Source organism: Neobacillus sp. DFD-2R, assembly GCF_057747865.1.
In genome coordinates this window covers 5,237,004-5,255,983 of sequence record NZ_CM173228.1, presented here as the reverse complement: position 1 = coordinate 5,255,983, position 18,980 = coordinate 5,237,004, and the positions used below count along the sequence as shown (strand labels likewise).

Genomic DNA, 18,980 nt, shown 5'->3' with positions numbered 1-18,980 from the left:
ATGAAAAAGGCTGGCTCATTTTGTAGAGCCAGCCTCTTTCATTTAACTATCCGGAAGCTTAAATTTAAATATGAATACTTAAATAAAAAAATTGGACTAGTTTGTCAGGAGCGGATTGTATGAGCCTTAATTATGCAGCATACCAATCACCGGTTGGAATAATTTATGTTATTGCGGATGAATCAGGTTTGAGAAGAATTGAGCTTTTCGAGGAAGATTGGAATATGTTTTTGAAGGAAAATCCAACTATTAAAGAGGACATGGCCTTTTGTGGTGAAGCCCTACGCCAATTAGATGAGTATTTTAACGGCCGGAGAAAAGAATTTGATTTGCCGCTTTCCATTGAAGGAACAGATTTCAGAAAGAAGGTTTGGAACGCCCTTTTAAAAATCCCCTATGGAGAGGTTAGAAGCTATGCAGATGTGGCAGAAATGATTGGTAATCCAAAGGCTGTTAGAGCCGTTGGTCAAGCAAATAGAGCCAATCAACTGCCGATTATTATTCCTTGCCACCGCGTTATTGAAAAGCGCGGAGGTTTAGGTGGATACGCCGGCAGCAACACGCCCATAAAAGAAATATTGCTTAAAATAGAAGGATACAAAACAAAATCCTAGCCATTTAAAAGTGTTGTTTAAATGTGGCATAAGGGTTAAAAATACCTGATGCCATTTTATTCGTAAGTAATTTCATAATAAACATAAGTTTTTCGAGAAGAATAAAAACAAGTCACTATATCCTAAATAAAACGGGTAATTCAGTATTGTCAAAAGAAAACTCTTCATAAACCCGATTGAGTTGTGATAAAATCAATCGGGTAATTCTAATTAGAATATTTTGGTGGGTGAAATTACATGCTCTCTTCTATCAAGAGGCTATTGATAGGCCGTCCGTTAAAATCGGCGGAGTTAGGCGAACAAAAACTAAATATCTTAAAGGCATTAGCAATTCTGTCCTCCGATGCATTATCATCGGTTGCATACGGGACAGAACAAATTCTGATTGTACTGGCAACTATTGGTGCGGTTGCTTTTTGGTACTCAATTCCCATTGCGGTAGGGGTTTTATTTCTTTTAGCTGCACTTATTTTATCCTATCGGCAAATTATTTTTTCTTATCCCCATGGAGGCGGGGCATATGTTGTCTCTAAAGAGAACTTAGGAGTAAATCCGGGATTAATTGCCGGCGGTTCCTTGTTGGTTGATTACATATTGACTGTAGCCGTAAGCGTGTCTGCCGGAACAGATGCGATTACATCTGCATTTCCGGCGCTACATCCGCATACCGTGTTCATTGCTTGTATTTTAGTTGTTTTAATTACTCTTTTAAATCTGCGGGGGTTAACGGAGTCAGCATCGATTTTGGCCTATCCGGTATATTTATTTGTACTGGCAATTCTTATTCTTGTAGGTGTTGGTGTTTTTAGAATTGTAACCGGAACTATTTCTCCTACTATGCATCATGCAGCGATTGGAGCACCCGTCCAGGGGATTACGTTATTCTTATTACTCCGGGCGTTTGCATCAGGCTGTTCCGCGCTAACAGGTGTAGAGGCTATTTCAAATGCAATTCCCAACTTCAAAGACCCTGCACCGAATAATGCTGCTAAAACGCTGATATTAATGGGTTCACTTTTGGCCTTGTTATTTTCCGGCATTACCTTTTTAGCGTATTATTATGGAATTGCTCCAAAAGCCGACGAAACCGTTGTTTCTCAAATTGCTAAGGAAACATTCGGGCGCAATTACCTATACTTTTTTGTTCAAGGAACAACTGCTTTAATTTTGGTTCTTGCAGCCAATACCGGTTACTCAGCTTTTCCATTATTAGCATTTAACCTGGCAAAAGATAAATATATGCCAAGAATGTTTACAATCAGGGGGGACCGTCTTGGCTATTCGAATGGAATAGTTTCCTTAGGAATCGCATCGATCCTGCTTATTATCGCCTTCCATGGAAAAACAGAGCATCTAATACCGCTTTATGCTGTCGGGGTGTTTATTCCGTTTACTTTGTCGCAAACGGGTATGATTATCAAGTGGATTCGCGAAAAACCGGCAGGATGGATTGCAAAACTAAGTGCAAACTTTATTGGTGCACTCATTACCTTAACAGTGCTACTCATTTTCTTTATTACGAAATTTAGCCAAGTATGGTTTGTTTTTATATTTTTACCATTAATCGTTATTTTCTTTCATCGAATTAATAGGCATTATGAAGCTGTTGGAGAACAATTGAGGATTGATCCTGAACAACCGGCGATTCCGATTGAAGGAAATGTGATTATTGTTCCTGTCGCGGGGATCACAAGAGTAGTCGAGAACTCCATCAATTATGCCAAGTCATTAACCGATCAAATCTTCGCCGTTTATGTTTCGTTTGATCGGGAGGATGAAAAGCGTTTTGAGGAAAAATGGGAGAAATGGCAGCCTGATGTTCGGCTTGTTACCTTACAATCCCATTATCGCAGTGTGCTTGTGCCGCTTTCGAAATTTATTGATACGATTGAACACAAAGCAAGCGAAAACAATTACCGGGTAACCGTTTTGATTCCGCAATTTATTACAAAAAAAAGCTGGCATAATATCTTACACAATCAATCAAGCTTTTTGATCCGTGCCTATCTCATTTTTAAAAAGAAAGTGATTATCTCCACACTGCCTTATCACTTTAAAAAGTAGGCGAAATTTCAGAAAACAAAGAAAACCACCATTAATCGGTGGTTTTCTTTGTTTTCTTGACTAAAAAGTAGATGGCGCCGATTACGACTGCAGCAATAATAAGCGGTAGTACATACGGCTGTGCATATTCTTTAATATGGGACCAATTACTTCCTAAAACTTTCCCAAGATAAAGGAAAAGAATAGTCCACGGCAATACCGCCGCAACGGTGTAAAGAGTAAACCTGCTGATGTGCATTTTGGCAATACCGGCTGGAATTGATATAGCGTGCCTTACAACGGGGATGAAACGTGCAGAAAAAATAACACCAGCTCCGTATTTATTAAACCATTTCTCAGCAATGTCAATATGGTGTTTTTTTATAAGGACATATTTTCCGTACTTCTCCAAAAAAGGGCGACCGCCGTAATAACCTGCCCAATAAATAAACAATTGGGCAATCGTTCCGCCGATGGTACCGGCAATCACAGCACCCGGAAAGGAGAGATGTCCTTGGGAAATCATATAACCGCCATACCCTAAAACAATTTCACTTGGAATTATTTCTATCATTAATCCCAAGGCGATTCCGAGGTAACCTAATTGTGATAAAAACATTAGAACAGAGTAAATGAAATCTTTCATAATCCACCTTCACTTATGTAAAAAAGTTATCTTTAACTTTATTTAGTGTATCTTAGTTTGAATAATAATGAAATAAATATAGTTGCTTAAATCTGAAAAATAAAAAGGGAAATTGTTTCAATTAAAATAGATGAAATACAACAGGGAAACAAATAATAGTAAAGAATCAAACGCAATCAAAGCTTTAAATTTGTAAAAGAATTGAAATAAGCTATTTGACCTATTATTTGTTAAAATGGAAAAGTATTGACCGAAGAACGGGATAGTTTCAACCTAAAGCCGTCTTTAATACATATGTTCATTTAAAGTTAAGATAGATTTCATCATTTTAGGGTTTGATCGGAGGAGTTAGGCATTGAAAAAGCACCATCAAGACATACGGGATCTCATTTACGTGCATTTAAATCAAACAGATCAGTATGTAATGTCATACGGCATCGAATTTAATGAATTTGCTGCTGCTTTTTCAGGTTCATTAAATCATCTGCTTTTATTAAAGCACCGTTTTGATGATGCCGATTTTAATATGCATACACTGCTTGAATATTGTCCGGAAGATAGGATAGCAAAATTAGCGTCAGAAGATGTCTATAGTTATGGGGATTTCTGCTGGATCGATTTTATTGAGGAAGAGGTTTTAAATGAACTCACCGGTCAGGAAATAGCGGAATTATTATATTTAGGTCATCAAAAACAACATTTGAAATTGCCCTTTTATAATAAATTAGGAAATCGTTTTGTTTATTTGGCTCATGACGATGGCTGGTATAACAAAATCTACTACCGAAGCTTTAAAGATTTTTTTCATTTGTTGAGTCTGGCAACAGCAGAAAAATTAGGGACGTTAAAGCTGGAAAAATCTCTCTTAGGATTAAGAAAGAAACGATCTTATCCGCCGGTAAATAAAGAAATTCTTCTCTCTTTGACTCCGTTCATAAAAGAAGGAATCTGTATCTCTTTAAAGGATGCGGACCATCAGCGCAGCCGGATTGAGATTCCAATTTGGGTAATCGGGGACTTTGCAAATATGGATGATATGTATGAGGAATATGAACAAATTGCGGGTAAAACATGCCATGCCAAGATCATCTTTGATAAGAAAACAAAAGAGTGGAAGCTCAATGTTATTTAAATCTCTCCGGATGAAAGGAGAGATTTTCCTTTTATACCCTTTAATTTTACAATCGATCGTTTTAAAGCAAGCTATGTAATTCATATTATAGTAAATAGGAAAAAGTTAGGTGGAAATCCTTTTAAAAACATGATTGTAAAGTACTCATTTTTATTTGATTTATGTGATAAAGTGTTAAAATATATAAGTGAATGAGAATTTGGAGGTTTCATATGAAAACAAAACTTGGTTTATTATATGGCGGAAAATCCGCTGAACATAAAGTTTCCCTGCAGACAGCACTAGCTGTTATCCGCGCGCTTGATCTTGAAAAATTTGAAATTCATCCTATTTACATAAATACCGAAGGTCAATGGATCAAGGGGCAGCAATTAACGGGACCGGTTGAAAATGTGAGGGCGCTTGAATTTTCACAGGGAAATCAGTTATCGCCATTATCATTGGCACCTGCACTATTTCAAGCCGACAAACAAGAACAACAACCGCTGGATGTTATTTTCCCGCTTTTGCATGGACCAAATGGTGAAGATGGAACAGTCCAAGGGCTATTAGAATTGTTAAACCTACCTTATGTGGGTAATGGAGTTCTTGCTTCGGCAGCAGGAATGGATAAAGTGATGATGAAAAATGTGTTTGCGCAAGCAGGACTTTCACAAGTGAACTATGTTGCTTTTATAAAAAGTGAATGGGAGATGGCAAAAGAGGAAGCCTATACGAAGGTGGAAAACGTTCTTGGCTATCCTTGCTTTGTTAAGCCTGCCAATCTTGGGTCAAGTGTAGGAATTAGCAAGTGTACAAATCGATCTGAGTTAGAAGCTGCTTTTGGTGAAGCTTTTCAATTTGACCGCAAAGTGATTATTGAAGAGGGGGTTGTTGCCCGCGAAATTGAAGTGGGTGTCCTTGGAAATGACAAACCTGAGTGCTCGGTCGCAGGCGAAATTGTTCCAAAAAAGGATTTTTATGATTACAAAGCGAAATATGAAGATGGTGACACAGCTCTCATCATTCCTGCAGATATTTCAGAAGAAGAGTATGCACAAATTAAGGAAATGGCAATCCTTGCTTTTAAAGCTTTGGATTGTTCAGGGCTTGTTCGTGCTGATTTCTTTTTAACAAAGGATGGAAAGGCATTAATTAATGAAGTGAATACAATGCCCGGGTTTACACCGTTTAGTATGTTCCCGCTTTTATGGAAACACACTGGTGTTGAGTATCCGCAATTAATTGAGCGCCTGGTGAACCTTGCAAAAGAAAGACATACTGAGAAACAAAATATTAAATATACTTTCTAGAATAACGGTGACACGGCGGATGTGCCGTGTCCATTTTTTTTAAGGAGGAAAACCCATGATAAAGAGATCGTTAAAGCAGATTTCCGAGATGATCTCGGCGAAAAATGATATAACCCCGTTTGCAGATATAATGATTGAAGGTGTTTCAATTGATTCCCGGAAAATTGAAAAAGACCAATTGTTTATTCCCTTTAAAGGAGAACATTCGGACGGACATATATTTGTTGAGGAATCTATCCGAAAAGGAGCGGCCGCCGCACTTTGGCAAAGTGATGTCCCAAATCCCCCGGCACATTTACCAATTCTAATAGTGGACAACTGTCTGGAAGCCATGCAGGAATTGGCGCGAAAGTACCGGAAAGAGCTGCAGGTAAAAGTGGTTGGCATTACAGGAAGCAACGGGAAAACAACGACAAAAGATATGACGGCCGGGCTCTTGTCGATACAATATAAAGTCCAAAAAACAGAAGGAAACTATAATAATCATATTGGACTCCCGCTAACAGTTTTAGGATTACGTGAAGAAACGGAAATTGCTGTCTTAGAAATGGGCATGAGCGGTAAAGGAGAAATTGAATTTCTTACGAAGCTTGCACGTCCGGATGCTGTGGTGATTACGAATATCGGGGAATCTCATTTACTTGATCTCGGTTCCAGGGAAGGGATTGCCGAAGCAAAGCTGGAAATTTTGAAAGGTTTACATGACGGTGGTCTTGCTGTCTTGCATGGCGATGAGCCATTATTGATGGAGAGAATTCACTGTGCTCAAGGAAATTTACAAATTCAAACTTTTGGCAGAAATGATACAAATTATATATACCCAACAGAAATCCGCCAGCTTGACAAAGGAAATCAGTTTAAAATTAATGCTTCCGATATAAGCTTTGAACTCCCTGTTTTAGGTACACATAATATTCTAAATGCACTTGCATCGATGTTGATTGCCAAGTATTTTTCGATACCTTTTGAAAAAATGAATGAAGGCTTATCAGGCATTAAACTGACCAATATGCGTATGGAGCTTGTGGAAGGAAAGCATGGCGAAAAAATCATCAATGATGCCTACAATGCCAGTCCTACCTCGATGATGGCTGCAATTGAATTGGTTTCAAATCTTCAAGGGTATGAGCGGAAAATTCTTGTTCTTGGAGATATGCTTGAGCTCGGACCGCAGGAAGAACAATACCATCTTCAAATTGGAGAAGGGTTAAATGCCGGCCAAATTGATTTGGTATTCACCTATGGAAAGTTAGGCGGATATATTGCCGAAGGTGCACGTGCAGTTTTAGGAGAGCAACGAGTGTATGCTTTTACAGATAAGACTGAACTTATTCAAGAGCTGGAACAGCACGTCAGTGAACAAACTTTGGTTTTGGTAAAGGCTTCCCGAGGAATGAAATTAGAGGAAATCGTAACATCCTTACAAAAAAGATAAAGGTCACTTTAATAAATTTTTCCACTTTTAGACAATAAAGTATAAAGAAAATGTCTTTTTTGGCAGGTGAGCGACCATGATTGGCTGCTTGTGCATTCATGGCTTTACAGGTGCTCCCTATGAAGTGGAGCCCCTGGTAAAGTATTTAACCGAACGAACAAATTGGGTATTCAGGGTGCCGACTCTTCCTGGGCATGGGGAAACTCTTTCTTTAAAAGGAGTACTCTACCATCAATGGATTGAACATGCTGAGGCAGAATTAAACCGGCTTATTCAAACATGTGATGAAGTATATGTGATTGGCTTTTCAATGGGAGGTCTAATCGGCAGTTTTCTTGCGGCAAATTATCCTGTGGATAAGCTTGTTCTCCTTAGTGCTGCTGCTTATTACATAAATCCAAGGCAGATTGTCAGTGAACTAAAATCGATGATGATCGACTCGCTAAGAGGAAACTTAGTGGATAATGAATTATTTCAGCGTTATAAAAGAAAAATAAAAGAAACTCCCCTCGCGGCTACATGGCAATTTCGTCAACTGGTATCCTCTATCAAACCACTTCTAAATCAAGTGGAGGTACCAACACTAATTGCACAGGGAGAGTGTGACGGAATTGTGCCGCCGAAAAGTGCTGAATACTTGTATCAAACGATTGGTGCAAAACAGAAAAAGCTCACTTATATAAAGAATTCTAAACATCATATTTGCCATTGTGAGGAAAAAGAAGCCCTATTTTCTCAAGTGTTGGACTTTTTGATGGAGCGGTAAGGCTGGTTTGCAACCTGTCATAAACTTGTCTTTATTGCAAAATAGTGATATGATATTCATCAACGTGTCTAAAGAACGATTATAAAAGGGCATACTCCTTGAAGGAGAATGTCTTTTTTTGGTAAAATAAAGATGTTACCTAATTACGGCATTTAAGATGCGTATCGGGAGAAAATATTCAGCGCTTATATAAAATATTTTCTAATAGATGAAGGAGAATGAAAACATTGACAAAGTTTGAAGAATTAGGCCTAAGCCAGGCCACTTTAAAAGCTGTTCTCAAAATGGGTTTTGAGGAAGCTACACCAATTCAGTCAGAAACAATTCCATTGGGTTTAAAAAATATAGATTTGATCGGGCAGGCTCAAACAGGAACGGGTAAAACTGCTGCATTTGGTATTCCATTGGTTGAAAAAGTCGATATAAGTATGGATGCCATACAAGGTATCATCATTGCACCAACCCGTGAACTAGCCATTCAAGTATCAGAAGAGCTTTATAAGATTGGTGCAGGCAAAAGAGTTCGTGTACTTCCAATTTATGGCGGACAGGATATCAGCCGCCAAATCCGTTCATTAAAGAAAGCTCCACATATCATTGTCGGAACTCCAGGGCGTGTTTTGGATCATATTAATCGTAAAACAATGCGCCTTGATACTGTAAATACAGTTATTCTTGATGAAGCAGATGAAATGTTAAACATGGGATTCATTGAAGATATCGAATCAATTCTTGCTTCGACCCCAGCAGAACGACAAACATTGCTTTTCTCAGCAACAATGCCGGGGCCAATTCAAAGAATGGCCGAAAAGTTCATGAAAGATCCGCAAATTGTCCGCGTGAAAATGAAAGAAATGACCGTTCCATCCATTGAGCAATATTATCTTGAAGTGATGGAAAAAAATAAATTTGACGTGTTAACAAGACTTCTTGATATTCAATCACCGGAGTTGGCTATTGTATTTGGCCGTACGAAGCGCCGCGTTGATGAATTATCGGAAGCATTAACCTTAAGAGGATATACAGCAGAAGGTATTCATGGTGATTTAAGCCAAGCAAAACGTTTATCTGTCCTTCGTAAATTTAAAGAAGGAACGATTGATGTTCTTGTTGCAACAGATGTGGCTGCAAGAGGGCTCGATATTTCCGGCGTAACGCATGTATACAATTTTGATATTCCGCAAGATCCGGAAAGCTATGTTCACCGTATCGGACGTACTGGTCGTGCCGGTAAAACAGGTGTGGCACTAACATTCATTACACCGCGTGAAAAATCTTACCTAGCTGTAGTCGAAAAAACGACGAAGCGTAAAATGGAAAAAATGAAAGCTCCGACACTTGATGAAGCGTTGGAAGGCCAACAAAAAGCAGTTGTAGAAAAAATCGTCCAAACGATTGAATCCAACAACTTACATTACTACAAAGCGGCAGCTCAAGAATTGCTTGAGGAGAATGATGCTTCAACCGTAATCGCAGCTGTTTTGAAAATGTTAACAAAAGAACCGGACACTACACCGGTTAAACTGACCGAAGAGCAGCTTCCGCAAAAAAGAGAAAGAAAACCGCAGGACCGTGACCGTAGAAGAAGAGATGATTCCAGAGGTTCATACAATGCGGATCGTAACAGAAAAAAAGCACCGGTAAAGCCAAGAAACGGTGAAAAAAGAACCGGTGGAAAATCAAAACCAAGAAGCTTTAATCATTAAAAAGAAGAGCATGGACATTTGTCTATGCTCTTTTTGGTCATTAATAATGGCTATTTTCGCATAGATTGTTGTTTTTCGTATAAGTTTATCAACCTGTATAATTAGAAGCTTCGTGGCATCTTTTCGTAAGAATATTTGCGAAAATTGCCTAGAAACTTAGTAAATGAACTTTATTAAGCTTCAAAAGCAACAAAGTTTACGAAAAGAGCCTTAATAATAAAAAAAGCCTTCGTCAATACCTTTCAAGGTTAATCCTTTTATCTTTGTATCAAAAAGCCAAGAATGGCAATGATAATAATCGCACCCCAGATCATCACCTTTATGGGTGATTGGTAGGATAGTTTTTTTCTATTGCTTTCAGCCCAATTGGCTACACTTTTTATAGAATCGGAAAAATCCTTCTTATTAAAATAGGGAATTGCACCGAGTGCGAATCCTCCCATTAATCCAAATAAATGAGCTGTAATATTAATGTTTGGCTGTAAAAATGTCATAATCAAACTGATAGCGGAAAGAATCATGATTATTTGCGAGTTTTGTCGGGACAGGATATTTTTTCGAAACATAATTAAAGCAAGGTAAAAACCAAAAAGACCGAAAATTGCACCACTTGACCCAACGTGAGTATAGGTGAGCGGCTCAAGAAAAAGGGTGGCAATATTTGCGATTAGACCGGAAACGAGATAGACGAATAAAAACTTGCCGCTGCCTAGAATCTGCTCAAGTGCAGGCCCGAAAAGCAGCAGGGAAAAACTATTAAATATCATGTGTGAAAAGCCGTTATGCATAAAAGTTGGAGTTATGAGCCTCCAAAGTTCCCCTTCCGAAATATAAAGATTCACTCCGGAAAATGTTTCGATAAACCAGTTGTTAGGGAAGAATGGCAAAACCGTAAGAAGATATAATACTAAATGGATGGCTATAATAATAGAAACAATCGGATAAAAGCGGATAAAATCCCGAAAGCTTTCCGTTCTTGTAAACATCACAAACCTCCTGAGTATTTTCATAAAATCATTTTTGCCCTATTTTCAAACTTGTACACTATTATTTATGCATATTGTAACTTAATTAGAAGGAAGATGAACAATGATTAAAGGAACCGGTATCGATATTATTGAACTGTCACGGATAGAGGATTTGTTAACCAGACAAAGGAAATTGATTGATCGAATTTTGACTCCAAGGGAAAAGGATCGATTTGAAACGCTTTCCGGCAGCCGCCAAGTTGAGTTTTTGGCAGGAAGATTTGCTGCTAAAGAAGCCTTTTCAAAAGCCATGGGTACAGGTATCGGAAAAAAGTTATCATTTTTAGATATTGAAATCTTGACGGATGAACGTGGAAAACCCTTTTTCAGAAATCCTGAAGTTCATGCTCACTTATCCATCTCCCATAGCAGAGAATATGCTGTCGCTCAAGTGATTATTGAAGAGGTATAGCCTTTATAAAAATAAACAGCCTGCTTACCCTTTTAGCATATTCCATAAGGTTGTCTCATATATTCATAGGGAAATAGGAGAGACAAGGTCAGCTATGGTCATTTTGGAAAGCACATTATCCACTGCCTGATCCCTGCCTTTCTCTTCTCCATAATCATACGAGACAAGAAGGGGTTGAAGGAATGAGGAAAAAGTTGTTGCTGCTTGCTTCGGGGCTGATAGTCATCTTTTTGCTGGCTGCCTGTGGTTCTAAATCACAAGAAGATGTGGTAAAAGAGTTAAACGGTAAACTCGGGGACTTATCAGGATATAAAGTAAATGCCAAGATGACGTTGAAAATGGGAACAGATTCACAAGTTTATAACGTTGAAATTTGGCATAAAGATCCAACGTTTTATCGCGTGAATTTGAAAAATGCTGAAAAAGATCAAAGCCAAATGATCTTGAGGAATGAAGATGGAGTATTTGTCCTTACGCCGGCCCTTAATAAGAGCTTCCGCTTCCAAAGCGATTGGCCGCAAAATAGCAGCCAAGCCTATTTATACGAATCGTTGATCAAAGACATTGTGGCGGATAAAAATGCGAAATTTTCGACGACAAAGGATTATTATGTATTTGAAACAAAAACCCGTTATCAAAATAATAGCATGCTTCCTACCCAAGAAATCAAACTTAATAAAAGTGATCTTTCGCCGGCTGTCGTAAAAGTGATGGATCCTGATCGCAATGCCCTTGTAACGGTTGAGTTTTCGAAAGTGAAGTTTAATGCCGACTTTAACAAGGACGATTTCGATATGAAAAAGAACATGACACGGGCACAGCTTGGATTACCGGCGATGGCAAAGGCCGGAGATCAAGCCTTTACAGTTAAATATCCAACTGCGGAGATTTCGGGAACAAAATTAATTAAAGAAGATAATGTCAAGATCGAGGATGGCAAGCGGGTGGTCCTAACCTACGATGGTAAAAAGTCATATACTCTTGTTGAGGAAAAGGTGGCCGTTAAAGAAGCTTCCATAACACCTGAGGATGTGGATGGTGATCTGGTTGATTTAGGTGTGACCATTGGCGCTGTTTCGGACCACTCCATTTCTTGGACACAGGACGGTGTTGATTACATGATCGCATCGAAAAACCTAACAAGGAATGAACTTGTGGAAGTGGCAAAATCTGTCCAAGGTGATGCGGTTAAATAAAGTAATTAACTACGCAGGCTCTTTTAACAGGGCCTGTTTTTCTTTATAAGGAAAAAAGTATAAAATTATAATCTTTGAGAATTGTCCAGCTCCAGCGCCCAGCGACTAGTGTACTTCGCTAAACGGGCGCTTGCTCTTTTCTTATTTAAAATTGAAATTTGTCCAGCTCTAGTGCCTAGCGCCTTGAGGTCGCGTCACTCCTGCCGAAGAAGTCAGTAAAACGATTTCACCGACAAGCCCTTAAGCAGCTGCCGGGGCTGATCAAGTCGCTTCCGCTTTTCGTGTGAAAAGGAGTATAATAATGTTTATGGAAAAATGAAACAATAGTTTAATCTGAAGTTTAGGAAGTGGTACCATGGATGAGCAAAGCTTTTTCTACAGAGATGCATGGGCAGAAGTGGATTTAGATTGTATTCTCTCAAATGTTGCCTCTGTAAAAAAACTTTTGCCGCAAGATGTGGATATTATTGCGGTTGTTAAAGCAAATGCATATGGCCACGGAGATATTCAAGTAGCAAAAACAGCACTTGAGGCCGGTGCAGCTTATTTGGCAGTTGCTTTTATGGATGAAGCAATTGCATTACGGAATAAAGGAATTAATGCTCCGATCCTTGTCCTTGGTGCGACCAGAGCAGAGGATGTTCGTGTCGCAGTCAGCTACGGTATTACGATCACTGTTTTTCAGCAGGAATGGCTGCAGAAGGCAAAAGAGCATTTAAAAGCGGATGATAAGGTTTCTGTTCATCTTAAGCTTGATACCGGCATGGGGAGACTAGGCATTCGGAGCAAGGAAGAATTAACCGAAATCGAGCAATTGATTCGAGAAGATAAACGCTTTTATCTCGAAGGAATCTTTACTCATTTTGCTACTGCAGATGAACTGGATCAAACTTATTTTCTAACCCAATTAGAAATGTTTCAAGAAATGATCAGTGTGCTGAAGGAACGCCCAAGATATGTTCATAGCAGTAATAGTGCAGCGGCGATACGGTTTCCAAGCGCCTATTTTAATGCCGTTCGTCTTGGAATTGCTATGTATGGATTAACCCCTTCTTCTGAAATGGAAAGTGAAATTCCATTCGCATTAAAAGAAGCTTTTTCGTTCAAAGCACGGCTTGTCCATGTAAAGCAGCTTCAAAAGGGTGATAAAGTCAGTTATGGGGCAACGTATGTGGCAAAGGGCGGGGAATGGGTTGGTACCATTCCTATTGGCTATGCTGACGGATGGATTCGTAAGCTGCAAGGTCAGGAAGTACTAGTCAGTGGCATTCGTTCACCGATTGTCGGAAGGATTTGCATGGACCAATGTATGATCTTGCTCCCACATTATGCTCCCGTCGGGACAACGGTTACTTTAATTGGCCAGCAATCAGGTCAATACCTATCAATTAATGAAATTGCTAAAAAGCTGGATACAATTAATTACGAGGTCCCATGCATGATTGCCCATCGCGTACCGCGGCTTTATAAAAAGGACGGCCAAATAACCGTTTTAAAAAATTACTTACTTGAAGAGAAATAAGGCTTAAATGGCTTAATTCTAACATAATTATGATATTGCGGATGTTTTGTGCATAAAAGAAGCTTTTATTGGCTTATAATACAGTAGTATTATAATTAGTCTATGCATTTGGTTTGATTAGTGTTATTATTGAATATGGTACAGATAAAAAATGGTGTGTAGTGATGGTGGAGGTGTATGTTTGTGTCTGAATCCGGCGCAACTACGGAAATCTTAGTGAAATTACCGCAACATCTTTTAACCGAATTAGATGGTTTTGTAAAGCAGGAAAATGTCAATCGCAGTGAATTTATTTACCAAGCGACAAAAATGTATTTGCGCGAACGAAAAAAGAGACAGATTCGCGAATCCATGAGACGTGGATACATGGAAATGGCAAAGATAAATTTACGGATTGCATCGGAAGCATTTCAAGCAGAATATGAGGCAGAACACACAGTAGAACGTCTTGTTAGCGGAGGATAATCCTTTGATTGTCAAGCGTGGTGACGTTTATTTCGCGGACCTTTCCCCAGTTGTTGGTTCTGAACAAGGCGGAGTCCGTCCTGTACTTGTCATCCAAAACGACATCGGGAATCGGTTTAGTCCCACAGTTATTGTTGCAGCGATTACAGCCCAGATTCAAAAAGCGAAGCTTCCTACTCATGTTGAGATTGATGCGAAGCGGTACGGTTTTGAACGAGACTCAGTCATACTTTTAGAACAAATTCGTACAATAGATAAACAGCGGTTAACCGATAAAATTACCCATCTCGATGACGAAATGATGGAAAAAGTGGATGAAGCCTTGCAGGTTAGTTTAGGTCTCATCGAATTTTAACATAATGCACGCTCTTTCTCTAAAAGAGCGTTTTTTTATACATATCCTGCCCTCATATTTCTGCTTAAGCAAGCTAATCAGCTTGCTTTTTTTGTCGTTTAGGAATCTATAAAATAATTTGGTGCGGATTACTTGAAAAAGTTAATCTGTATCCGGCTCCAGCGCCTTTTGTTCTTAAAAATATACCACTTGAGTTGGATGATCCTGCTCTAATAATGAAACACTCGGTTTTATTTGATACAATATGGAAAAAAGAAGTGGAGGATTATTTAGTGAATGATACAGTAGTTAAAGATGAACAGCTTTACGGAAAAATTGCAGCTGAGCAAGAGATTTCCCTCAAGCAAGTAAAAAGCGTTATTTCTTTATTAAATGACGGTAATACCGTTCCCTTCATTGCCCGCTATCGAAAAGAAATGACAGGGGCACTCGATGAAGTTCAGATTCGAAATATATTAGAGCGCTGGCAGTATATTCAAAACCTGGAGCAAAGAAAAGAAGAAGTTCTTCGTATTATTGCTGAACAAGGTAAATTAACAGAAGAGCTAAACAAGAAGATTACAATAGCCGAAAAACTCCAGGAAGTAGAAGATTTATATCGCCCATATAAACAAAAACGGCGGACAAAGGCGACTGTTGCCAAAGAAAAAGGTCTTGAGCCATTGGCAGAATGGTTATTATCTTTTCCTAAGGAAAGTTTTGAAGAAAAAGCAAAGGAATTTATATCGGAAGAAAAGGAGGTTCTTACGATTGAAGATGCCATTGCCGGTGCAAAAGACATCATTGCTGAAATGGTTTCCGATGATGCAGAAGGCCGAAAATGGATTCGAAAAGAGACCTTCAAATCCGGTACCGTGGCTTCTGCTGTAAAGGAAGAGGAAAAAGACGAGAAAAAAGTATATGAGATGTACTATGAGTATGAGGAGCCTGTAAACAAGATTGTCCCTCACCGAATCCTTGCTTTAAACCGCGGGGAAAAGGAAGAAATTCTTCGGGTTTCGATTAAGATGAATATGGATTTAATTCTGTCTTATCTTTCGAAAAAGTGGGTTCACAATCACTATTCACCTGCGGCAGTTTTTGTTTTAGAAGCGATTGAAGATAGCTATAAGCGACTTATTCAACCGTCCATAGAAAGAGAAATCCGCAGTGAACTAACTGAGAAGGCGGAAGAACAAGCCATACATATATTCTCTGAAAATCTCCGTAATTTGCTGCTGCAGCCGCCGTTAAAAGGAAAAGTAGTGATCGGAGTAGACCCTGCCTATCGGACAGGCTGTAAACTGGCAGTGGTTGATGAAACAGGGAAAGTCTTAAAAATCGATGTCATCTATCCGCATCCACCTGTTAATAAAGCAAAGGAAGCAAGAGAAAAATTTATTAATATTCTGCGTGACTATAAGGTGGAAATGGCGGCTATCGGTAACGGAACAGCATCAAGGGAAACCGAACAGTTTGTCGCTGATATTTTAAAGGATATGAAGGAAGAAATTTTCTACTTAATCGTAAATGAAGCGGGTGCGAGTGTCTATTCAGCATCCGATCTTGCTAGAGAGGAATTTCCGAATTTCCAGGTAGAAGAACGCAGTGCAGTATCGATCGCAAGACGCTTGCAGGATCCACTTGCTGAATTGGTTAAAATTGACCCGAAATCAGTAGGTGTTGGTCAATACCAGCATGATGTTTCCCAAAAACGGCTTTCTGAATCCTTGCATTTTGTTGTGGAAACAGCTGTTAACCGGGTAGGGGTAAATGTAAATACAGCCTCATCATCACTTTTGCAATATGTAGCGGGATTAACGAAAACTGCAGCTAACAATATTGTGAAAAAACGTGAAGAGGAAGGGAAATTTACGAGCAGGGTCCAACTAAAAAAAGTCCCGCGTCTTGGTGCGAAAACGTATGAACAGGCAATTGGTTTCTTACGAGTGTTAGACGGAAAGCAGCCGCTTGACCGAACAGGAATTCACCCTGAAAACTACGATGAAGTGAAAAAATTATTATCCAAGCTTGGTTTTTCAGGCGATGATTTGGGAACGGATGCGTTAAGAGAGGCATTAAACGGCCTCGACCTTAAGGCTTCATCTGAAGAGCTATCAATTGGAGAATTAACATTAAAAGATATTATCGATGCATTAGTCAGACCGGAAAGAGATCCGCGAGATGATTTACCTCGCCCGCTGCTGAAAAAGGATGTTTTAAAATTAGAGGACTTAAAAGCGGGAATGGAGCTTCAAGGTACAGTTCGAAATGTTGTAGACTTTGGGGCCTTCGTTGATATAGGTGTTAAACAAGATGGTCTTGTTCATATTTCCAAGTTAAGCAACCGATTTGTTAAACACCCATTGGACATAGTTTCTGTTGGAGATGTTGTAACGGTCTGGGTCGATTCAGTGGATATGAATAAAGGACGCGTCGCATTAACGATGCTGCCGCCGGGAGAATAATAAGAAAACACTGCTTTTTACGAGCAGTGTTTTTTTCTGTAAAAAAACCAGCATTGGTTTAAAAGCTTAATTTGGTAGCGGTCTTTCTCGTAAAAAGCTCTTTTCATTTGGTTTTGAAACCAAGTCGGCATTGTAAAACCTCCCGAAAAGTACATCATCAAGGTAAATACATTATATGCTATAATAGGTTGTCACGTTCTTCTTAGAAGTGAGGGGGAGAAAATTGGAAGAGAAAGAGCTGCAGAAATTAGTGGAGAAATTGTCAATCGAAGCATTTGGAAAGCCGTTTAGGCACCGGGCTTCGTTTAATTCCAAACTGCGAACAACGGGCGGACGGTATCTATTAGGCACCCATAATATTGAAATCAATAAAAAGTATTTAGAGCAATTAGGGGAAAACGAATTAGTCGGCATTATCAAACATGAGCTATGCCATTATCATCTGCACCTTGAAGGCAAAGGATATCAGCATCGGGACCCGGAGTTTAAAGGGTTATTAAAAAAAGTAGGAGCACCGAGATATTGCAATCAGCTAACCGAGAAACCGAAAATACGTGCTTCAAAAAAAATCTCAATATATGAATGTACAAACTGTCATCTTCAATACAGAAGAAAAAGAAGTATTGATACAAGTCGATATGTTTGTGGGAAATGCAGAGGTAAATTGAAAAAAGTTAAAGAATTAGCATTTGGATAAAAACATTTTTTGGAAGAAATCTTTATCTAAAAATCATATTGACTTTATATTGTAACGTCATTATAATATGAAGAGTCGATAAGGTAATTGTCTTATTGTCTCTGAGAAAAAGCTAATTTAATTATTCCGCAGTAGCTCAGTGGTAGAGCTATCGGCTGTTAACCGATCGGTCGTAGGTTCGAGTCCTACCTGCGGAGCCATATGGGGAAGTACTCAAGTGGCTGAAGAGGCGCCCCTGCTAAGGGTGTAGGTCGCGTAAGCGGCGCGAGGGTTCAAATCCCTCCTTCTCCGCCATATATAAACGGCCCCTTGGTCAAGCGGTTAAGACACCGCCCTTTCACGGCGGTAACACGGGTTCGAATCCCGTAGGGGTCATCAGGGATGGGGAATAGACAAAAGTCATTTCCCGTTTCTTATTCAAATGTTTTGGTCTGGTAGTTCAGTTGGTTAGAATGCCTGCCTGTCACGCAGGAGGTCGCGGGTTCGAGTCCCGTCCAGACCGCCACTTGAAGTTTAATTTTTTAATCTATATTAATGGGCTATAGCCAAGCGGTAAGGCATCGCACTTTGACTGCGACATGCGTTGGTTCAAATCCAGCTAGCCCAGCCATTTTTTATAACATTGAATATTTGCGGGTGTGGCGGAATTGGCAGACGCACCAGACTTAGGATCTGGCGCCGCAAGGCGTGGGGGTTCGACTCCCTTCACCCGCACCAATTATTTACTGTTGAAAAGTTAATGAGAATCTGTTATGATTATCTTTGTCGCTAATTTAAATGCGGTCGTGGCGGAATGGCAGACGCGCTAGGTTGAGGGCCTAGTGGGGGCAACCCCGTGGAGGTTCAAGTCCTCTCGGCCGCACCAAAAAAGACTTGACAAACCGAATCTGGTTTGATAAACTATAAAAGTTGACTTAATAAATGCGCCCGTAGCTCAATTGGATAGAGCGTCTGACTACGGATCAGAAGGTTATGGGTTCGACTCCTTTCGGGCGCGCCACTATAAACGGGAAGTAGCTCAGCTTGGTAGAGCACTTGGTTTGGGACCAAGGGGTCGCAGGTTCGAATCCTGTCTTCCCGACCATTATAACATTATATATGCGGGTGTAGTTTACTGGTAAAACCTCAGCCTTCCAAGCTGATGTAGTGGGTTCGATTCCCATCACCCGCTCCAAAAATTGTTCTTTGAAAACTAAACAAACAAAATCGTGCAAACAAACAATA

The 18,980-nt window shown here is 39.5% G+C and carries 17 protein-coding genes and 10 tRNA genes; 24 read left to right on the top strand and 3 right to left on the bottom strand.

Annotation, left to right across the window (positions count from 1 at the left end):
• Positions 1–119: 119 nt before the first annotated feature.
• Both AC3ANV_RS26340 and AC3ANV_RS26335 read left to right on the top strand, forming a co-directional pair.
• Positions 120–614, top strand: a complete 495-nt coding sequence (locus tag AC3ANV_RS26340; RefSeq protein ID WP_488311502.1) for a methylated-DNA--[protein]-cysteine S-methyltransferase — start codon at positions 120–122, stop codon at positions 612–614.
• Between the two features lie 237 nt (positions 615–851).
• On the top strand, positions 852–2,678 hold the full coding sequence (locus AC3ANV_RS26335) for an APC family permease (protein ID WP_488311501.1): 1,827 nt from the start codon (positions 852–854) through the stop codon (positions 2,676–2,678).
• A gap of 31 nt (positions 2,679–2,709) precedes the next feature.
• On the opposite strand, the gene uptA is transcribed toward AC3ANV_RS26335, so the two are convergent.
• A complete protein-coding gene (uptA, locus tag AC3ANV_RS26330) occupies positions 2,710–3,303 on the bottom strand; it encodes an undecaprenyl phosphate transporter UptA (protein WP_488311500.1) in 594 nt (197 codons plus the stop codon).
• 355 nt (positions 3,304–3,658) lie between these two features.
• Between uptA and AC3ANV_RS26325 the strand changes: the two genes are divergently transcribed.
• The 5 genes from AC3ANV_RS26325 to cshA all read left to right on the top strand — a co-directional run bounded on the left by AC3ANV_RS26325 (position 3,659) and on the right by cshA (position 9,634).
• Positions 3,659–4,435, top strand: coding sequence for a hypothetical protein (locus AC3ANV_RS26325; RefSeq protein WP_488311499.1), 777 nt, complete (start codon positions 3,659–3,661; stop codon positions 4,433–4,435).
• Positions 4,436–4,647: 212 nt separating this feature from the next.
• Positions 4,648–5,727: a D-alanine--D-alanine ligase gene (locus AC3ANV_RS26320; RefSeq protein ID WP_488311498.1), complete on the top strand. Its 1,080-nt coding sequence runs from the start codon at positions 4,648–4,650 to the stop codon at positions 5,725–5,727.
• 55 nt (positions 5,728–5,782) lie between these two features.
• Positions 5,783–7,162 carry a UDP-N-acetylmuramoyl-tripeptide--D-alanyl-D-alanine ligase gene (locus AC3ANV_RS26315; protein ID WP_488311497.1) on the top strand — a complete coding sequence of 460 codons (1,380 nt, stop codon included), beginning with the start codon at positions 5,783–5,785 and terminating at the stop codon, positions 7,160–7,162.
• A 76-nt stretch (positions 7,163–7,238) separates the two neighbouring features.
• A complete protein-coding gene (locus AC3ANV_RS26310; protein ID WP_488311496.1) occupies positions 7,239–7,928 on the top strand; it encodes an alpha/beta hydrolase in 690 nt (229 codons plus the stop codon).
• A 218-nt stretch (positions 7,929–8,146) separates the two neighbouring features.
• Positions 8,147–9,634: a degradosome RNA helicase CshA gene (gene cshA / locus AC3ANV_RS26305; protein WP_488311495.1), complete on the top strand. Its 1,488-nt coding sequence runs from the start codon at positions 8,147–8,149 to the stop codon at positions 9,632–9,634.
• Positions 9,635–9,891: 257 nt separating this feature from the next.
• Here the strand turns inward: cshA and AC3ANV_RS26300 are convergent, their stop codons facing one another.
• Positions 9,892–10,620: a rhomboid family intramembrane serine protease gene (locus AC3ANV_RS26300; RefSeq protein ID WP_488311494.1), complete on the bottom strand. Its 729-nt coding sequence runs from the start codon at positions 10,618–10,620 to the stop codon at positions 9,892–9,894.
• A 103-nt stretch (positions 10,621–10,723) separates the two neighbouring features.
• Here AC3ANV_RS26300 and acpS point away from each other — a divergent pair, with 103 nt between their 5' ends.
• The 6 genes from acpS (at position 10,724) to AC3ANV_RS26270 (ending at position 17,059) form a co-directional block, all read left to right on the top strand.
• Entirely contained in the window at positions 10,724–11,074 is a 351-nt protein-coding gene (acpS, locus tag AC3ANV_RS26295; protein ID WP_488311493.1) for a holo-ACP synthase, read from the top strand.
• 182 nt (positions 11,075–11,256) lie between these two features.
• Positions 11,257–12,270 carry a LolA family protein gene (locus tag AC3ANV_RS26290; RefSeq protein ID WP_488311492.1) on the top strand — a complete coding sequence of 338 codons (1,014 nt, stop codon included), beginning with the start codon at positions 11,257–11,259 and terminating at the stop codon, positions 12,268–12,270.
• A 355-nt stretch (positions 12,271–12,625) separates the two neighbouring features.
• Positions 12,626–13,792 carry an alanine racemase gene (alr, locus tag AC3ANV_RS26285; protein ID WP_488311491.1) on the top strand — a complete coding sequence of 389 codons (1,167 nt, stop codon included), beginning with the start codon at positions 12,626–12,628 and terminating at the stop codon, positions 13,790–13,792.
• Positions 13,793–13,975: 183 nt separating this feature from the next.
• Complete coding sequence (locus AC3ANV_RS26280; RefSeq protein WP_071354167.1) at positions 13,976–14,257, top strand: CopG family ribbon-helix-helix protein; 282 nt, start codon at positions 13,976–13,978, stop codon at positions 14,255–14,257.
• Between the two features lie 4 nt (positions 14,258–14,261).
• Positions 14,262–14,612 carry a type II toxin-antitoxin system endoribonuclease NdoA gene (gene ndoA, locus AC3ANV_RS26275; RefSeq protein WP_007083556.1) on the top strand — a complete coding sequence of 117 codons (351 nt, stop codon included), beginning with the start codon at positions 14,262–14,264 and terminating at the stop codon, positions 14,610–14,612.
• A gap of 272 nt (positions 14,613–14,884) precedes the next feature.
• Entirely contained in the window at positions 14,885–17,059 is a 2,175-nt protein-coding gene (locus tag AC3ANV_RS26270; RefSeq protein ID WP_488311490.1) for a Tex family protein, read from the top strand.
• A gap of 17 nt (positions 17,060–17,076) precedes the next feature.
• On the opposite strand, the gene cmpA is transcribed toward AC3ANV_RS26270, so the two are convergent.
• Complete coding sequence (gene cmpA, locus AC3ANV_RS26265) at positions 17,077–17,190, bottom strand: cortex morphogenetic protein CmpA (protein WP_139311313.1); 114 nt, start codon at positions 17,188–17,190, stop codon at positions 17,077–17,079.
• 92 nt (positions 17,191–17,282) lie between these two features.
• Here cmpA and AC3ANV_RS26260 point away from each other — a divergent pair, with 92 nt between their 5' ends.
• The 11 genes from AC3ANV_RS26260 to AC3ANV_RS26210 all read left to right on the top strand — a co-directional run bounded on the left by AC3ANV_RS26260 (position 17,283) and on the right by AC3ANV_RS26210 (position 18,930).
• Entirely contained in the window at positions 17,283–17,756 is a 474-nt protein-coding gene (locus tag AC3ANV_RS26260; protein ID WP_488311489.1) for a SprT family protein, read from the top strand.
• 125 nt (positions 17,757–17,881) lie between these two features.
• Positions 17,882–17,956, top strand: a tRNA-Asn gene (locus tag AC3ANV_RS26255).
• A gap of 3 nt (positions 17,957–17,959) precedes the next feature.
• A tRNA-Ser gene (locus AC3ANV_RS26250) sits at positions 17,960–18,050 on the top strand.
• 9 nt (positions 18,051–18,059) lie between these two features.
• Positions 18,060–18,131, top strand: a tRNA-Glu gene (locus AC3ANV_RS26245).
• Positions 18,132–18,184: 53 nt separating this feature from the next.
• Positions 18,185–18,261: transfer RNA gene (locus AC3ANV_RS26240), tRNA-Asp, on the top strand.
• A gap of 30 nt (positions 18,262–18,291) precedes the next feature.
• Positions 18,292–18,366, top strand: a tRNA-Gln gene (locus AC3ANV_RS26235).
• Between the two features lie 22 nt (positions 18,367–18,388).
• Positions 18,389–18,473: transfer RNA gene (locus tag AC3ANV_RS26230), tRNA-Leu, on the top strand.
• A 62-nt stretch (positions 18,474–18,535) separates the two neighbouring features.
• A tRNA-Leu gene (locus AC3ANV_RS26225) sits at positions 18,536–18,621 on the top strand.
• A 58-nt stretch (positions 18,622–18,679) separates the two neighbouring features.
• Positions 18,680–18,756: transfer RNA gene (locus AC3ANV_RS26220), tRNA-Arg, on the top strand.
• Between the two features lie 7 nt (positions 18,757–18,763).
• Positions 18,764–18,840: transfer RNA gene (locus tag AC3ANV_RS26215), tRNA-Pro, on the top strand.
• Between the two features lie 16 nt (positions 18,841–18,856).
• Positions 18,857–18,930: transfer RNA gene (locus AC3ANV_RS26210), tRNA-Gly, on the top strand.
• Positions 18,931–18,980: the final 50 nt, after the last annotated feature.

Excerpts from the sequence above, each read along its gene's own strand:
- AC3ANV_RS26340 (WP_488311502.1), top strand. The coding sequence starts at position 120 with ATGAGCCTTAATTATGCAGCATACCAATCACCGGTTGGAATAATTTAT.
- AC3ANV_RS26335 (WP_488311501.1), top strand. The coding sequence starts at position 852 with ATGCTCTCTTCTATCAAGAGGCTATTGATAGGCCGTCCGTTAAAATCG.
- uptA (WP_488311500.1), bottom strand. The coding sequence starts at position 3,303 with ATGAAAGATTTCATTTACTCTGTTCTAATGTTTTTATCACAATTAGGT.
- AC3ANV_RS26320 (WP_488311498.1), top strand. The coding sequence starts at position 4,648 with ATGAAAACAAAACTTGGTTTATTATATGGCGGAAAATCCGCTGAACAT.
- AC3ANV_RS26315 (WP_488311497.1), top strand. The coding sequence starts at position 5,783 with ATGATAAAGAGATCGTTAAAGCAGATTTCCGAGATGATCTCGGCGAAA.
- AC3ANV_RS26310 (WP_488311496.1), top strand. The coding sequence starts at position 7,239 with ATGATTGGCTGCTTGTGCATTCATGGCTTTACAGGTGCTCCCTATGAA.
- cshA (WP_488311495.1), top strand. The coding sequence starts at position 8,147 with ATGAAAACATTGACAAAGTTTGAAGAATTAGGCCTAAGCCAGGCCACT.
- AC3ANV_RS26300 (WP_488311494.1), bottom strand. The coding sequence starts at position 10,620 with ATGTTTACAAGAACGGAAAGCTTTCGGGATTTTATCCGCTTTTATCCG.
- acpS (WP_488311493.1), top strand. The coding sequence starts at position 10,724 with ATGATTAAAGGAACCGGTATCGATATTATTGAACTGTCACGGATAGAG.
- AC3ANV_RS26290 (WP_488311492.1), top strand. The coding sequence starts at position 11,257 with ATGAGGAAAAAGTTGTTGCTGCTTGCTTCGGGGCTGATAGTCATCTTT.
- alr (WP_488311491.1), top strand. The coding sequence starts at position 12,626 with ATGGATGAGCAAAGCTTTTTCTACAGAGATGCATGGGCAGAAGTGGAT.
- cmpA (WP_139311313.1), bottom strand. The coding sequence starts at position 17,190 with ATGCCGACTTGGTTTCAAAACCAAATGAAAAGAGCTTTTTACGAGAAA.